This window comes from Paracoccaceae bacterium, from assembly GCA_012103375.1.
Taxonomy (GTDB): Bacteria; Pseudomonadota; Alphaproteobacteria; order Rhodobacterales; family Rhodobacteraceae; genus WLWX01.
The window spans coordinates 1,004,013-1,018,793 of the sequence record WLWX01000001.1; the positions used below are offsets into that span (position 1 = coordinate 1,004,013).

Consider the following 14,781-nt stretch of genomic DNA (forward strand, 5'->3'; position numbering starts at 1 on the left):
CATCCGCTATCCCCCGCGCGACCCATCCGCCCGACCCGACCGCCCGGAGGCGCCCCATGGCCAAAGACAAGAAACAGCCCCGCCCCAAGGCCGCCCCGCCCAAAGGGTTCCGCGATTATTTCGGCCCCGAGGTTGCGGCCCGCAACGCGATGCTGGCCAAAATCGCCGAGGTGTATCACCGCTATGGCTTCGACGCGCTGGAAAGTTCGGCTGTTGAAACGGTCGAGGCGTTGGGCAAATTCCTGCCCGATGTGGACCGCCCGAATGAGGGGGTGTTCGCCTGGCAAGAGGATGCCGACTGGCTGGCGCTGCGCTATGATCTGACCGCGCCGCTGGCCCGCGTCTATGCCCAGCACAGAAATGAATTGCCGACCCCCTATCGCCGCTATGCGATGGGCCCTGTCTGGCGCAACGAGAAACCCGGCCCGGGCAGGTTCCGCCAGTTCTATCAATGTGATGCGGATACGGTGGGCACCCCGACCGTGGCAGCGGACGCCGAGATCTGCGCCATGATGGCCGACACGCTGGAAGCGGTCGGGATCGAGCGCGGCGATTACATCATCCGGGTAAACAACCGGAAGGTTCTGAACGGAGTGATGGAGGTCGCGGGCCTGCCGGACACCGAGGAGTTCGCCGAAAAACGCGGCATCGTCCTGCGCGCGATTGATAAGCTGGATCGGCTGGGGCCGGAGGGTGTAATGGCCCTACTACGAAAAGGTCGTAAGGATGAAAGCGGTGATTACACAGAGGGAGCCAACTTGGCGCCCGAACAAGTCAATCGAATTCTAGCATTCGTTGGCGCTAAGGAAGGAATTGTTAGCTCATCAATGTTCACTCTCGAAGGGTACGAGGGGAAAACCCCAGCAGAGTGGGATATGGAGCTAAGAAGAGTTGGTGCTTTTGCATCTGGCAGCATTTCTGACCAAGAGTCAGGACGCGCTTACAACAAACATATTTGTGCATCGTTAAGAAACTTGGTGGACCAGAACTCAGTGGGCCTAGAAGGCGTCAACGAACTCGAACAAATCGCCGACCTCCTCGCAGCCCAAGGTTACGGCCCCGACCGCATCGTCATCGACCCCTCCGTCGTGCGCGGCCTCGGCTATTACACCGGCCCGGTCTACGAAGCCGAGCTCACCTTCGAGATCACCGACGAAAAGGGTCGCCCGCGTCAGTTCGGCTCGGTCGCGGGCGGGGGGCGTTATGACGACCTCGTCAAGCGGTTCACCGGGCAGGCGGTTCCGGCCACCGGCGTCTCCATCGGCGTTGACCGGCTGCTGGCCGCGCTTGATGCGAAAGGGCGCCTCGACACGGTGGCAACTGGCCCGGTTGTCATCACCGTCATGGATCGCGACCGGATGGCGGATTATCAGGCTATGGCTTCGGATTTGCGCGGCGCGGGCATCCGCGCCGAAGTTTACCTCGGCAACCCCAAGAACTTCGGTAACCAGTTGAAATACGCTGACAAACGCGCCTCGCCCATTGCCATCATCCAGGGCGGGGATGAGGCGGACCGCGACGTCGTGCAACTGAAAGACCTGATCCTGGGCGCGAAGATCGCCGAGACTGCGACGCACGAAGAATGGAAAGACCAGCCCGCGCAGATCGAGGTGCCGCGCGCCGATCTGGTTCCAGCGGTACGAAAGATGCTGGGAGAATGACAGACCGGAGCGCGCAACGCGCGACACGCGACCGACCCACCCCTCGGGCAGGTCGCGTGCCGCGCTTGGCCAAAGTTGCGCGCTGAACGCGCCGTCTTATGACCTCCAAGGCCGAAATCCTCGCTGAAGCCGCCCGCCTGCGCGCGCGGTTCGAAGCCGCAGGCGCCGTCCCGGTCGAGGCGGAGATCCTGCAACCTGCTGACACGTTGCTGGACCTTTACGGCGAAGACATCCGCGCCCGCGCCTTCACAACCGCCGACCCGTTCCGGGGCGAGGTGATGCTGCGCCCCGACTTCACCGTCCCGGTCGTGCAGCGCCACATGGCAGGCGGCGCGGAACCGGCACGATACACCTACGCGGGCGAGGTATTTCGCCGTCAGGAAGATGACCCCGACCGCCCCGCCGAATTCATTCAGGCCGGGTTCGAGCTGTTCGACCGCGCCGATCCGGCGGCGGCAGATGCCGAGGTTTTTGCCCTGTTCGCCGAGATCCTTTCCCCACTGTCCCTGCGCGCCGCAACCGGCGACATCGGGCTTCTGAACGCTGCCGTGCGCGGGCTGAAAACCACCGACCGGCGCAAGGCCGCCCTGCTGCGCCACATCTGGCGCCCGGCCCGGTTCCGCGCCCTGCTGAACCGCTATGCCGGGAAAACCCCGGTCCCGCCCGCCCGCGCCGCGCTGCTGGCCGCCGCTGACCCATTTGCCGGTGCGCCACCTGATATCGGGTTGCGCAGCCGGGCCGAGGTTTTGGCCCGCATCGACGCCCTGCGCGAAGACGCCAACATCCCTCCGCTGGGGTCCGAGGTTGATCTGCTGAACGCCCTGCTGGAAATCCGCGTGCCGCTGGCGGATGCGCTGGACCCGCTGCGTGACATTGCCGTTGACCTGCCCGCGATCCAGCCGACGCTGGACCAGTTTCAGGCCCGCCTGACAGCGCTGGGCAACCGGGGGCTGGATCTGTCGGACATTGATTTTGAAGGCAGCTATGGCCGCACCAGCCTGGAATATTACGACGGATTCGTCTTTGGCTTCTACGCCACAACCCGCCCCGATCTGCCGCCCATAGCGTCAGGCGGACGCTATGACGCGCTGACCCGCGCGCTGGGCCAGGGAGGCACCATTCCCGCCGTCGGCGGCGTCATCCGCCCCGCTCAGGTGCTGGAGGTCGCGCCATGAGCCTGAAGATCGGCATCCCGTCCAAGGGCCGGTTGATGGAGAAATCCTTCGACTGGTTCTCGGCCCGTGGTCTGGACATGGGCCGCAGCGGCAGCGACCGCGAATATGCCGCGCGTGCAGATGCCGACGGGATCGAACCGGTCCTGCTCAGCGCCGGGGAAATCCCACGAGAGCTTGCCGCAGGCCGCATCCAACTGGGCGTCACCGGCACCGACATGGTGCGCGAAAAGCTGGCAGGCTGGGCCCGGATGGTTGAGGAGGTCGCGCCTCTTGGGTTCGGACAGGCAGACCTGATCATCGCGGTGCCCGGTGCCTGGGTCGATGTTGACACGCTGGACGATTTGGACGCTGCCGCCGCCGCCTTCCGCGCCGCCCACGGCCACCGCCTGCGGATCGCGACCAAATACCACCGGTTGGTGCGTGAGTACCTCAGCCTTGCCGGCGTCGCCGACTATCGCCTTGTGGACAGCCAGGGGGCGACCGAAGGCACCATCGCAAACGAAACCGCCGAGGCGGTGGCCGATATCACCTCAACCGGTGAAACGCTGCGCGCCAACCACCTGAAAATCCTGTCCGACGCGCCGATCCTGCGCAGCCAGGCGACGCTGTTCCGATCAGGGATTGCCCCATGGCCGGACGACATTACGGCCACATGGACCAAGGTGCGCAGCGGGCTGAACGTCTGAGGGGAGGGCCTTGGTTATCCCGCACCGGACTGTGCGGGATCAATCGGGGTTGGCCTTAATGCGCGTGCGCGCGCAGAACTGCCAACGGAACCACCTCCAACGCGCGCTGGTGCGTCACCTCCAGCGATACTTTCGGCGCGCAACCCTCATCCGCCGCCTGGGCAAACCGCGCGGCGCAAAGGCACCACTGATCGCCGGGGTTCAGGCCCGCAAAGCCGAATTCGGGGCGCGGCGTCGACAGGTCGTTGCCGACATATTTGGAAAAGGCCAGAAACTCGGCCGTCATCACCGCACAGAATGTATGCGACCCCTGATCCTCGGCGCAGGTATTGCAACTGCCATCGCGAAAGAACCCGGTCAGCGGCGCGGTTGAACAGGGCTGCAAGGCGTCGCCCAGAACATTCAATGACGGGTCAGGTTTCACAGCGCCCACCTGATCCAGCGCCCGTGAAAATCGCCCCGGCCAAGGTGCAATGCCTCATCCCCCGGCCACAGACGCAGGTTCAGCGCGGCCCCGTCACCGCCATCGTTTTCCATCGACGCAACCGCCAGTGGCGCATCCGCAGTTGCCTGCGCCCCTGCCGCTTCAATCGCTGTGGTCAGGCGCGCCTGCACCGCTGCTGGGAAATACTGCCAGGCAACCGTGTGAAAAATCAGGTGCGCCCGCCCCGGCACAGCGTCCAGCCGCGCCCCCAGCCAGTCGCCCGCATCTGCCGCATCCACCGGGGCAGGCGGCAGCGCCAGTGCTGCACGGGTCAGCGACAGGCGTTCCGGCTGATCCGGCCACAGATAAGCCAGCAACCGCTGCCGGTCGGCCACGGGATCAAGCGGCGTCAGATCCGCGCCGCGCCGCTCGGCCACCGCGATCTTGGCCTCGGGCGGCGGCCCGCCCGTCCAATCCGGCGTCAGCGTCACGACAGGGTCGGACGCGCCGCGCGCCCAGCCATTGGCGGCCAGCCCGTAACGATCAAAGTTCAGGTTCAGCCCCGCGCTGGCCCCAAGTTCCGACAGCCGCAGTGGCAATCCAAATCGAGACGTGACCACGCTGGCCGCCGCGATCAGAAATGCGGACCGGCGCACCTCGTTGGTTTGCGGTGGACGGTCGATGAAAACGTTAATTGCCTCTGCGTGAACCTCCAGCGCCGTCGCAATTCCGTCCGCGAAGCCCGTATCGCCGGGATTCTGGGGCGGATAAATCGCCCCAAGCCCCGCATCACCGTCCAGTTTCAGCGCATGCAGCGCGCCCGCCACCCGCAACGGCAGCGAGTCTCCGCCCGGCCCTACATCGCCCGGCCACACCCGCAGCCGCGCCCCCAGCGCCGTCCCCTCAAGCAGATCAGGCAGCACGCCACACAGCCGCGCCATGAATGGAGAGCCGAGTTCGGCACATGCCTGCGCTTGCGCCTCGAATGCTTCGGGCAGAATGCTCACCGGAACAGGTCCGCCAGCTTTTGCAGCGGGTTGCGGGTGTCCGGGGCAGGGGCCTCGGTTTGTGTTGCCGGCTTTGCCGGGGTTGTCGCGGATTTGGGTGAGGTCGACGACCGCGGTGGCGCAACACGCAAGGCCACCGCGTTCTGGAATCGCCCCGTATCGCCCGACGCCAGCGCCGCCGCACCGTCCGAAATCCCACGCAACAGATCATCCAGCCAATCCTGATCAGCGCGGGCGAAATCATGCAGCACATAAGCAGCCACGCGATCCTTGTGACCCGGATGACCGATGCCCAGCCGCACCCGATTGTAGTCAGGCCCGATATGCTGGTGGAGCGAGCGTAATCCGTTGTGCCCCGCATGCCCGCCGCCGGTCTTGACGCGGCATTTGCCGGGCGCAAGGTCAAGCTCGTCGTGAAACACGGTGATGTCGGCGGCGGTCAGCTTGTAAAACCGCATCGCCTCGCCCACCGATTGCCCGGACACATTCATGAATGTTTCAGGCTTCAGCAACAGAACCTTCTCGCCTGCCAGAACACCTTCGCACAGGCTGCCCTGAAACTTCCCGCGCCAGGGCGCAAACCCGTGATCCGCAGCGATCCGATCAACGGCCATGAAGCCGATGTTATGACGGTTCTGGGCGTATTTTGCCCCGGGATTCCCAAGGCCAACGAAAAGTCTCATGAGGCATCAGATAGGATATTTCGGCGCAACAAACCAGCAGGCCGGATCCCCGGCCCGTCTTTTCGCCAAAAATACTCTCGGGGGGGTCTGGGGGGCCGACAGCCCCCCAGCTTTGCTGCGAATATGGCGGACTTATTCGTCCGCGCCGCCTGCGTCGTCACCGGAGTCTTCGGTGGCTTCGCCGTCAGCGTCCTCACCACCCTCTTCGCCGTCTTCATCGTCGTCAGACAGCACGACCGACGGTGCCGAAACGTTGGCGATGGCAAAGTCGCGGTCGATCACCGGCTTCACGCCCTCGGTCAGATCCACGTTCGAGATTGTGGCAACATCGCCGAAGTCCATACCCGTCAGATCGACGGTGATGTTTTCGGGGATATTGTTGGCCTGAACGTTCAGCTCGACTTCCGAGCGTACGACAACCAACACGCCGCCTTTTTTCAGGCCGGGGCATTCTTCGTGGTTGATGAATTCGACCTGAACGAAGATGTTCACGCGCGAGGTCTGGCGCAGGCGCATGAAGTCGATATGCGTCGGCAGGTCCTTGACCACGTCACGTTCGACGTTGCGGCAGATGACGCGCACGTCGTCCTGACCTTCGACCTTCATGTTCCACAGCGTGGCCAGAAAGCGGCCCTTGCGCAGGTGGTTCAGCAGGTAGTTGAAGGGAATATTGATCGGCTGCGGATCAGCTCCGCCGCCATAGATGATACCAGGTACCAAGCCTTCGCGTCTGGCTTGCCGGGCGGCCCCCTTGCCTGTCCCCGTGCGTACCGTGGCGTTAAGATCCGGGATCTTTCCGGCCATGGGTCGTCTCCTTGATGAAGGGGCACCCTCCAAGGGTGTGTGCCCCGATGAAGCGGCGGCTATACGGGGGAATCGCCGTGATGGGAAGGGGGAATCGCAGCAGGCCGCAGGATCGGAATGAACCGATTGCGCAAGCCAAGGAAATGCCCCGCAGAGAAGCGATCAAGGACGCGTCCGTCGTGTCGGATTGACCACAGGCGCAATCTTGGCCGATCGGGGGATCCGACAATGTGCCGCGCGTTCACGGCACCGGGGTGCGGGGCTGACAGCGCTTTGGTCCAAATTTGCACTTTGGCCAATCCTCCTGACAGAATGCTGTCAGGGGGCCTGTGCGAAGACAGGGCATCGAAACCGAATCAAAAGGAACCATCCGATGTCTTTCAAACCCGCAAGTGCCGTTGTCTGGACGGAAATTCCCGTTACCGACATGGATCGCGCCATGGCGTTTTACAGCGATGTCTTCACTTATGAGCTGACAATCGACGACACGGGCCCGAACCCGATCTCGTTCCTGCCCAGCGATGACAGCGGCACGGCAGGCCATCTTTATCCCGGCAAACCGTCGTCGGACGGCCCGACCATCCATTTGCTGGTGCCCGATACTCTGGAGGCCACGATGGACCGCTTGACCACCGCCGGCGGCAAAGTTCTGTCCGACCCGATCACCATCCCGCCGGGGCGGATCGCCTGTTCCAGATCGTTCAGGCCCTTCGGGGCGGGCGGCTGGTCACCGCGCGGCGCCTGTCCGAAGACCTCGAGGTGTCCGAACGCACGATTTATCGCGACATGGCCGACCTGATCGGTTCCGGCGTCCCGGTCGAGGGGGAGGCTGGCGTGGGATACCTGCTGCGCTCGGGCTATGAGATGCCACCGCTGATGTTTACACGGGCCGAGATCACCTCGCTGGTGGCGGGCGCGCGGCTGATCAAGGCCTGGGCGGGCTGGATATGGCCAAAGCGGCGGAGGAGGCGCTGATCAAGTTTGACGCGGTGCTGCCCGACGCCGTGCGCAATCAGGCGAAAACCGTGCAGATCCATGCATTTACCTGGAACGCGATGGATGACACGACGCGCGCGCGCTTGGATGCCCTCGATACCGCGGTTGAGGCGCTGGACCGGCTGTCAATCCGATACGACGCCTTGGAAGGGGCCGAGACGACGCGCATCATCCGCCCGCTGGGCCTGTGGTTCTGGGGCAAGGTCTGGACGCTGGTCGGCTGGTGCGAGCTGCGCGACGACTTCCGCATATTCCGCGTGGACCGGATCGCCGCGATGGAGGCGGTCGGCAAGTTCCGGCCCGAACGTGGCAAGCGGCTGAGCGACTTTTATGACTCCAAGGACCACGGCTGACGACCGCGCTTTGGGTCAACCAGCGGAGCCTCCGGCGGGAGTATTTTTGGCGAAAAGACATGGTGGTTGACCTTGTCGGCAAAGCGTCGGCACAACGTATGCAAAATGTATGGCACCAGCAGGTCAGGACGGTTGATGCGATTTATTCCAAAATGGTGCGCACCCTATGTGGTGGCGTTTCTGGTCTCGGGCGGGATGTCATTGCTGGTGTCGGGGTTCGCCACCTGGCGGGCATTGGGATTTGTCGACGGTTTCGGTGGCATCTGGGTGACCACCTGGCTTTGGGCCTGGCTGATCGCGTTTCCTGCATTGGTCGTGCTGCGGCCGATCGTGACCCAGGGTGTTATGTCCTGTACGCGGTCCGAGTAGCAGGCAAGCTGGTCAGCGGCGCATGGGGCATGCACGGGGTGCGGGCGGAAAATTATGCGCGCCCTGATCGCCCCAGTCGCCCGGACCAGACGATGCACGACAGCAGGATCGCGGCTACGATCAGAAACGAAAGCCGCAGCGAAAACAGTTCGGCCGTCAGCCCCAGCAGCGGTGGTCCGATGACGAACCCGGCAAATCCGATCACCGCGGTACGCGAGATTGCGGCCGTCCGGTTCCGCGCGCGGACCTTTTTTCCGACCAGCGCCAGCGCCATGGGCGCAATCACCGACACGCCAAGACCGAAGATCGCGAAGCCGACGTAGGCGACCAGCGGCACCGGGGCCAGCGCCACGATGACCACGCCAATTGCCGACACCAGCGCCGCGCCGTTGATCACGCGCGTTTCGCTTAGCTTTTCGACCACGGCCTGACCGGAAAACCGCCCGATGGACATGGTCAGGCCCAGCATGAAGGGCCCGAACGCCCCTTCGGCGGCGCGCCCGCCCAGGGTGCGCTCGATATGCAGGGCCGACCAGTTTTCCGTGGCCCCTTCAGACATGAATGCAATCAGGGTGATCAGCCCGCCCCAGAACACCACCGGACCCATGCGGATCTGCGCAGTCTCGGCGTCGTCTGTGGCCGTCTGGGTGTCCATCTTTAGCCAGCTGAGCGCCGCAACGGTGCCAAGGGCGACAACCGCGAATGCCATCACCGCGGGCACCCCAAAAATCGCGCGCCGGGCCGCTGAGCAGGGCGGTGATGGCATAGCCGACGGAAAACACCGCGTGGTGCGAATTCATCAGGCTGCGCCCGGTGCGGCTTTCCAGTTCCGACACCCGGGCGTTCATGATCACGTCCAGCAGGCCCGAGGCCGCCGCCGCACAGAACATCGCCAGCGCGAAGGTCCAGACGTTCGGCACGGATGCGGGCAGCAGAAAGGCCATCGCCAGCAGCCCCGCCCCGACCTGCATCGCGCGCGGCCCAAGCATCCGGTCCGCGACAGGGGCCAGGATCAGCGCGGTGCACAGCCCCAGCCCACTGAACAGCAATGCGGCGCCAAACGCCGCATCCGACGCGCCGATGCCTGCCTTGATCTCGGGCACATAGGCCGCAAAAGTTCCCCAGAACGCGCCGACAATCAGGAATGCGGCAACCGGCGCCGGAGCATGGCTGAGAGAGGTCAGGATCGCTTTCATCGCACCGGAGTGCCACGCAGCGTACAGCGGCGCAACTGAACAGTTCACGACGACATATTACGTCACATTGGCGTGGTTCCGCCGACCGGATCTGGACCCTGATCGCGCGCAGGCGGCGCAAATGCGCCAGCGTGGCGGGCATGAAAAAGGCCGCCCCGGTTTCCCCAGGGCGGCCCAGAAAATCGCTGACGCAGGGATTAGTTCTGCGCGTAGTATTCGATGACCAGGTTCGGTTCCATCTGCACCGCAAAGGGCACATCGCCCAGACCCGGCGTGCGGGTGAAGGTTGCGGTCATCTTGGAGTGATCGACGTCGATGTAATCGGGCACGTCCCGCTCGGGCAGGCCGGCAGCTTCCATCACGACGGCCAACTGCTTGGAGCGGTCGCGGATTTCCACAACGTCGCCTTCCTTGACGCGGTAGCTGGGGATGTTGACCCGCTTGCCGTTCACCTTGACATGGCCGTGGTTCACGAACTGGCGCGCGGCAAAGATCGTCGCGACGAACTTGGCGCGGTAAACGACGGCGTCCAAGCGGCGTTCCAGCAGGCCGATCAGGTTCTCACCGGTGTCGCCCTTAACGCGCTCAGCCTCGGCAAAGATGCGGCGGAACTGTTTTTCGGTCAGGTCACCGTAGTGGCCCTTGAGCTTCTGCTTGGCGCGCAGCTGCAAACCAAAGTCAGACAGTTTGCCCTTGCGGCGCTGACCATGCTGGCCGGGGCCGTAATCGCGGCGGTTGACCGGGGATTTTGGACGACCCCAGATGTTTTCGCCCATCCGGCGGTCGAGTTTGTACTTGGCAGAGGTGCGTTTTGTCACCGTCTGATCTCCTCTAACTAATGAGGGCGTTGTCCTTTGGGTTTGACCCCCGACAGGCTTCCCCTTGCGGGGGCCACCAACACCAATAAACGCCCCGGACCGACTGATCGGGACCGGGGGCTTATACAGCGGTTCGGGGCCGAGTCAACGCCGGTTGCGACAGGCTTTGAAGCACGATCCTGAATACTTCAAACGTCATGGGAATGGCGCGCGCTTTGCTAAGGGTGTTCGTCTTCGTGCATCGGGGCAGATTTGATGGATGATACCCTAGTGGCGCGTGCCGTGGACCATCACCGCCGCTTCGGCGGCGCTGAGCGATCGGCGTGCGGTGCTGCCATAGGCGTATGCGCTATTGGACAGCTCTGGGCAGAGCGATAGTAGCGCGTCGCGCTCCGCAGCCTCCAGCGCGCCAAGATCGGCCGAGGCGGGGTGGAAGGTTTCCGACAGGATGCCGTTGGCCCAGACGACCTGATGGCGGTCGAACATCAGATGGATATAGGTGACGCCGCGCGGCGGTGTGACGCGGCGGATGCTGCCGTCGTTCAGCAGATCGGACGCGGCCACCAGAACCTCGGGCGTGTTGAACAGGTTGCGCGCGGCGGCGCCGCGCACCAGCACCCGGTGCCGGGGCGACAACAGCAGATCGGGCTGCGGGTGGCTGGCCCCGAAGGCCCCGGTTTTGATCGAGACGGGCCGCAGATCCGGGAAGCTCTGCAAGCGCGCGCCGCTGATCGTGCGGGTGCCGATCCAGCGCACCGGCTGCGCGCCGTCATCCATGGTCGCGACCAGATCGCCGGGGCGCAGCGCCTCGACCTGTTTGCGACCGGCGGGCGTATCCAGCCAGGTGCCACGGGTAAAGCACATGACGTTATCGACCGCTTTGGACAGCCGCAGCGCGCCCAGCCCGTCCGGGCAGCGGGTGATCCACAGATCGGTGTCTGATGGGGGCAACCCATCCGCGAACATCACCAGCGGACGCGCAGATGTCGCCACGTCGATCAACGTGGCCGAAAAGACGCGCCGCCCATCGGTCATCGAGAAGCTGCGCTCGAACAGCGGTTCGGCGTCATCCAGATCGGACAGGCGATTGCCGTTGGCCACCCGCCCGTGCATCATCTTGCGCACCGTTTTTGCCGCGCGTTCGCGCAGTGCGGCTACGCCCGGGGCGCCGTCCAGCACCAGGCGGTCATCGGCGCCATCAACGCGCGTCGCGGACCCGCTCCAACGCCAGGTCGCCCCGATGCTGAGTGCCGACACAGGTGCCATGCCCAGACCGTCAACGTAGGTCTGCGACCAGGCCAGCACAAAACTGCCCCTGATATTTGAAAACATTCCCGCTCGCCCGTCGTTTTTTCTTATTATCGGGCAGGATAACGCATGCCTTTAACGTAAAGCGAACAATATTGACGAAATTACCCTGTGATTCGCGCCAAAAGTGGCCGCGGGGGCACAAATCGCTCGCCTTACGCGGGTATTTGGTTCGAAAAGGACATGGGCGACGGCCTGAAACGCGGTTCAGGCCGCCAATTCAGCCGCATTTTGAATAGCCGCAGTTGGCGCAGGTAATGCAACCTTCGACCATCCGCATTTCAAAATTGCCGCAGCTTTCGCAGGCTTTCGCGGGGCCGATGCGGCTGATTTCGGCGCGCGGATCGGCCTTGAGGCCCATGCCTTCCCCGGCGATGAACCCGATGGCGATCAGATGCTTTTCGATGACCCCGCCGATGGCGGCAAGGATGCTGGGGATGTATTTGCCTTCGATCCAGGCACCGCCGCGCGGGTCGAACACGGCCTTCATTTCCTCGACCACGAAGCTGACGTCCCCGCCGCGCCGGAATACGGCGCTGATCATCCGGGTCAGGGCCACGGTCCAGGCGAAATGCTCCATGTTTTTTGAGTTGATGAACACCTCGAACGGTTGGCGCCGTCCGGCGTGCAGGATGTCGTTGATGGTGATATAGATCGCATGTTCGCTCATCGGCCATTTCAGCTTGTAGGTGGTGCCTTCGAGTTCTTGCGGGCGGTCCAGGGGGTCGGAAATATAGACGACATCGCCCTGTGTTGAGGGCAGTTCCCGGCCGCGGGTGGGGGCAAGGCCCCCGCCCGGGGGGGCGGCCCGGCGGTGCCGGGCAAACTGTGAAATTCGTCAAACGACATCCCAAACGCCTTGGCGATTGCCGATGCTGATTCAGCTGAGGGCGACGTTGTCTTTCTTTGCTTGATCTTTTTGAGAGCTTCGTAAGAGACGTTTGACTTGCGAGCGACTTCGGCCAATTTTGTTGAAAAACTCCTGCTTGATCGAGGGCTATGGCGCTGATTCAATCCTCTCAACAAGCGGGAGGATCAGCCATGATGGGACCGAGGCAGGAAGCACAGGCGGCGCTGTTCTATGAGTTCTCGCTGGAAGACCATGTCCCGCAAGATCACCTGCTGCGATCGATTGATCGTTTCGTCGATCTGAGCAGCATCCGCGCCCATCTTGCCGATTTCTACAGCCACACCGGTCGTCCTTCGATCGATCCTGAACTGCTGATCCGGATGCTGATCGTCGGTTACTGCTTCGGCATCCGGTCCGAGCGGCGGCTCTGTGAAGAGGTACACTTGAACCTCGCGTACAGGTGGTTTTGTCGGCTCGACCTGGCCGATCGGGTGCCGGATCACTCGACCTTTTCAAAGAACCGGCATGGTCGGTTCCGCGAGAGTGAGCTGCTGCGCCATCTCTTCGAGACCACGGTCGCGCGATGCATCGCCGAAGGTCTCGTCAGCGGTCAGCGCCTGGCCGTCGATGCCAGCTTGATCGAGGCGGATGCCAACAAGCAGTACTCTGCGCCAAAGGAAGAATGGGACATTGCGCGGATCGATGCAGACGCTGCACCCCGCGCGGTCCGCGAGTATCTCGACACTCTGGATGAGGCCGCATTCGGAGCAGCGACACCGGTCGAGCCAAAGTTCACGTCCTATTCCGACCCAGCCAGCCAGTGGACGGCGGCGCGTAAGGGTCCCGCATTTTTTGCCTACTCCGACAACTATCTCATCGATACCGATCATGGTGTCATCGTCGACGTGGAAGCGACACGGTCGATCCGTCAAGCCGAGGTGGGGTCAACCAAGACGATGCTGAAGCGGGCCAAAGAGCGCTTCGATCTTCATCCCGAACGGCTGATCGCCGACACCGCCTACGGATCGGGACCCATGCTCGGATGGCTGGTGGGTGAAAAGATCGCACCGCACATCCCGGTCTTCGACAAAGCCGGGCGCACCGATGGCACCTGGTCCCGAGCTGACTTCGAATGGGATGCCGAGAACAATCAATACATCTGCCCGGAAGGCGAGGCTCTGAAGCAGTTCCGCCGAAACTACTCCGACCCCAATCGCGGCCCAACCGGCAAGGGCGTGGCCAAGTACCAAGCGCTGAAGCACACCTGCCAATCCTGTCCTTCCAAGCCGAAGTGCTGCCCGAATGCCGACGCCCGTAAGATCACCCGTGAGGAACATGAGGACGCTCGCGACATCGCCCGCGCAATCGCCAAAACGCCGCAATACAAGATCTCGGTGAAGCTCCGGAAGAAGGTCGAAATGCTCTTTGCCCACCTCAAGCGCATTCTCGGCCTGGGACGGCTCCGATTACGTGGACCATGCGGCGCAAATGACGAATTCCTGCTCGCCGCCACTGCCCAAAACCTTCGCAAACTGGCAAAGATCTTTCCTGCACCGCAGCAAACGCGCAAAGCCTGATCAGAAAGGCGCTCGCGCTATGTTCAAATCGCTACTTTCTGCGCCCGCAACACGTTGTTTTTCCACAGAATCGCCTCATTGCAAATGCTCGCCCAGGAAGCGTTCAATCGGACCGTCTGCCCATTGCGTTACATCGCCAAATAATCGCAGGGCGAAAACTTGCGTGACGCCAAAGGCGCTCAGCTCTGCTTGGTCACCTGAGTGTATTCCAATTCGACCGGGGTCGCGCGGCCGAAGATCGAGACGCTGACTTTCAGGCGCTGATTTTCGTCGTCGACGCCTTCGACCATGCCGTCGAAACCTTCGAACGGGCCGTCGGTCACAGCGACCTTTTCGCCCACGTCAAAGTGGATCAGCGTGCGTGGTGCCTGTTCGCCTTCTTCAACGCGGTTCAGAATCTGGTTCACCTCGGCGTCGCGCATCGGCATCGGGCGCCCTTGCGGGCCCAGGAATCCGGTGACGCGGTTGATCGAGTTGATCAGGTGATACCCCTCGTCCGACATCTCCATGCGCACCAGCACATAGCCGGGCATGAAACGACGCTCGGTCGGGACCTTCTTGCCGCGGCGGATTTCGATCACTTCCTCGGTCGGGACCAGGACTTCCTGGATCTCGTCCTCAAGGCCGGCATCCACGACAGAATGCCGGATCTGCTCGGCGATCTTCTTTTCGAAGTTCGACAGCACACTCACCGAATACCAGCGTTTCGCCATGATCGCCCTTGCCCGTTTTTGCCGACCCGTCGGGCCTAAATTCCAAAATGCTCTCAAGCCCTTAAAAGGCAGTCCCGAAACAAAAAGCGGCGCGCAACTCGAATCGCCGCGCGCCATGTCTCGGAATGATGCCCCGATTATCCCCCGCAGGGGATTATTTC

General features: G+C 63.0%; 13 protein-coding genes and 4 pseudogenes. 7 read left to right on the forward strand and 10 right to left on the reverse strand.

Features of this window, described 5'->3' with window-relative positions; all coding sequences use genetic code 11:
- Positions 1–56: 56 nt before the first annotated feature.
- The 3 genes from GKR99_05265 to GKR99_05275 all read left to right on the forward strand — a co-directional run bounded on the left by GKR99_05265 (position 57) and on the right by GKR99_05275 (position 3,522).
- Complete coding sequence (locus GKR99_05265; GenBank protein ID NKB26984.1) at positions 57–1,661, forward strand: histidine--tRNA ligase; 1,605 nt, start codon at positions 57–59, stop codon at positions 1,659–1,661.
- 98 nt (positions 1,662–1,759) lie between these two features.
- Positions 1,760–2,836, forward strand: coding sequence for an ATP phosphoribosyltransferase regulatory subunit (locus GKR99_05270; GenBank protein NKB26985.1), 1,077 nt, complete (start codon positions 1,760–1,762; stop codon positions 2,834–2,836).
- Positions 2,833–3,522, forward strand: a complete 690-nt coding sequence (locus tag GKR99_05275; protein ID NKB26986.1) for an ATP phosphoribosyltransferase — start codon at positions 2,833–2,835, stop codon at positions 3,520–3,522. The genes GKR99_05270 and GKR99_05275 overlap by 4 nt, the downstream gene beginning before the upstream one ends.
- Before the next feature lie 55 nt (positions 3,523–3,577).
- Here GKR99_05275 and GKR99_05280 read toward each other — a convergent pair whose 3' ends face one another.
- The 4 genes from GKR99_05280 to GKR99_05295 all read right to left on the reverse strand — a co-directional run bounded on the left by GKR99_05280 (position 3,578) and on the right by GKR99_05295 (position 6,440).
- Positions 3,578–3,946 carry a DUF2237 family protein gene (locus GKR99_05280; protein NKB26987.1) on the reverse strand — a complete coding sequence of 123 codons (369 nt, stop codon included), beginning with the start codon at positions 3,944–3,946 and terminating at the stop codon, positions 3,578–3,580.
- On the reverse strand, positions 3,943–4,953 hold the full coding sequence (locus GKR99_05285; GenBank protein NKB26988.1) for a DUF2332 family protein: 1,011 nt from the start codon (positions 4,951–4,953) through the stop codon (positions 3,943–3,945). Before GKR99_05285 ends, GKR99_05280 begins: the two co-directional genes overlap by 4 nt.
- The gene (locus GKR99_05290; GenBank protein ID NKB26989.1) at positions 4,950–5,636 is read right to left on the reverse strand and encodes an aminoacyl-tRNA hydrolase; all 687 of its coding nucleotides are present in this window, start codon (positions 5,634–5,636) and stop codon (positions 4,950–4,952) included. Before GKR99_05290 ends, GKR99_05285 begins: the two co-directional genes overlap by 4 nt.
- A gap of 132 nt (positions 5,637–5,768) precedes the next feature.
- Complete coding sequence (locus GKR99_05295) at positions 5,769–6,440, reverse strand: 50S ribosomal protein L25/general stress protein Ctc (protein NKB26990.1); 672 nt, start codon at positions 6,438–6,440, stop codon at positions 5,769–5,771.
- Between the two features lie 373 nt (positions 6,441–6,813).
- Between GKR99_05295 and GKR99_05300 the strand changes: the two are divergent.
- The 3 genes and pseudogenes from GKR99_05300 to GKR99_05310 all read left to right on the forward strand — a co-directional run bounded on the left by GKR99_05300 (position 6,814) and on the right by GKR99_05310 (position 8,158).
- Positions 6,814–7,122: pseudogene (locus tag GKR99_05300) on the forward strand (VOC family protein).
- 5 nt (positions 7,123–7,127) lie between these two features.
- Positions 7,128–7,789, forward strand: a pseudogene (locus tag GKR99_05305) (WYL domain-containing protein).
- A gap of 135 nt (positions 7,790–7,924) precedes the next feature.
- A complete protein-coding gene (locus GKR99_05310) occupies positions 7,925–8,158 on the forward strand; it encodes a DUF2798 domain-containing protein (protein ID NKB26991.1) in 234 nt (77 codons plus the stop codon).
- 52 nt (positions 8,159–8,210) lie between these two features.
- Here GKR99_05310 and GKR99_05315 read toward each other — a convergent pair.
- From GKR99_05315 to GKR99_05335, 5 genes and pseudogenes are all read right to left on the reverse strand, one after another.
- Positions 8,211–9,354 (reverse strand): annotated as a pseudogene (locus tag GKR99_05315) (MFS transporter).
- 197 nt (positions 9,355–9,551) lie between these two features.
- Positions 9,552–10,172: a 30S ribosomal protein S4 gene (rpsD, locus tag GKR99_05320; GenBank protein ID NKB26992.1), complete on the reverse strand. Its 621-nt coding sequence runs from the start codon at positions 10,170–10,172 to the stop codon at positions 9,552–9,554.
- Between the two features lie 267 nt (positions 10,173–10,439).
- Positions 10,440–11,504: a hemolysin-type calcium-binding protein gene (locus GKR99_05325; GenBank protein NKB26993.1), complete on the reverse strand. Its 1,065-nt coding sequence runs from the start codon at positions 11,502–11,504 to the stop codon at positions 10,440–10,442.
- A 196-nt stretch (positions 11,505–11,700) separates the two neighbouring features.
- A pseudogene (locus GKR99_05330) lies at positions 11,701–12,228 on the reverse strand (ribonucleoside-diphosphate reductase, adenosylcobalamin-dependent).
- The gene (locus GKR99_05335; protein NKB26994.1) at positions 12,159–12,506 is read right to left on the reverse strand and encodes a helix-turn-helix domain-containing protein; all 348 of its coding nucleotides are present in this window, start codon (positions 12,504–12,506) and stop codon (positions 12,159–12,161) included. The pseudogene GKR99_05330 and the gene GKR99_05335 overlap by 70 nt, the downstream one beginning before the upstream one ends.
- Before the next feature lie 15 nt (positions 12,507–12,521).
- Here GKR99_05335 and GKR99_05340 point away from each other — a divergent pair, with 15 nt between their 5' ends.
- Positions 12,522–13,907 carry an IS1182 family transposase gene (locus GKR99_05340; protein ID NKB26995.1) on the forward strand — a complete coding sequence of 462 codons (1,386 nt, stop codon included), beginning with the start codon at positions 12,522–12,524 and terminating at the stop codon, positions 13,905–13,907.
- Positions 13,908–14,086: 179 nt separating this feature from the next.
- Here the strand turns inward: GKR99_05340 and nusG are convergent, their stop codons facing one another.
- The gene (nusG, locus tag GKR99_05345) at positions 14,087–14,620 is read right to left on the reverse strand and encodes a transcription termination/antitermination protein NusG (protein NKB26996.1); all 534 of its coding nucleotides are present in this window, start codon (positions 14,618–14,620) and stop codon (positions 14,087–14,089) included.
- Positions 14,621–14,781: the final 161 nt, after the last annotated feature.

Bases quoted from the DNA above. Each gene is read 5' to 3' on its own strand.
- GKR99_05265 (NKB26984.1), top strand. From the start codon at position 57: ATGGCCAAAGACAAGAAACAGCCCCGCCCCAAGGCCGCCCCGCCCAAA.
- GKR99_05270 (NKB26985.1), top strand. From the start codon at position 1,760: ATGACCTCCAAGGCCGAAATCCTCGCTGAAGCCGCCCGCCTGCGCGCG.
- GKR99_05275 (NKB26986.1), top strand. From the start codon at position 2,833: ATGAGCCTGAAGATCGGCATCCCGTCCAAGGGCCGGTTGATGGAGAAA.
- GKR99_05290 (NKB26989.1), bottom strand. From the start codon at position 5,636: ATGAGACTTTTCGTTGGCCTTGGGAATCCCGGGGCAAAATACGCCCAG.
- GKR99_05295 (NKB26990.1), bottom strand. From the start codon at position 6,440: ATGGCCGGAAAGATCCCGGATCTTAACGCCACGGTACGCACGGGGACA.
- GKR99_05310 (NKB26991.1), top strand. From the start codon at position 7,925: ATGCGATTTATTCCAAAATGGTGCGCACCCTATGTGGTGGCGTTTCTG.
- GKR99_05325 (NKB26993.1), bottom strand. From the start codon at position 11,504: ATGTTTTCAAATATCAGGGGCAGTTTTGTGCTGGCCTGGTCGCAGACC.
- GKR99_05340 (NKB26995.1), top strand. From the start codon at position 12,522: ATGATGGGACCGAGGCAGGAAGCACAGGCGGCGCTGTTCTATGAGTTC.
- nusG (NKB26996.1), bottom strand. From the start codon at position 14,620: ATGGCGAAACGCTGGTATTCGGTGAGTGTGCTGTCGAACTTCGAAAAG.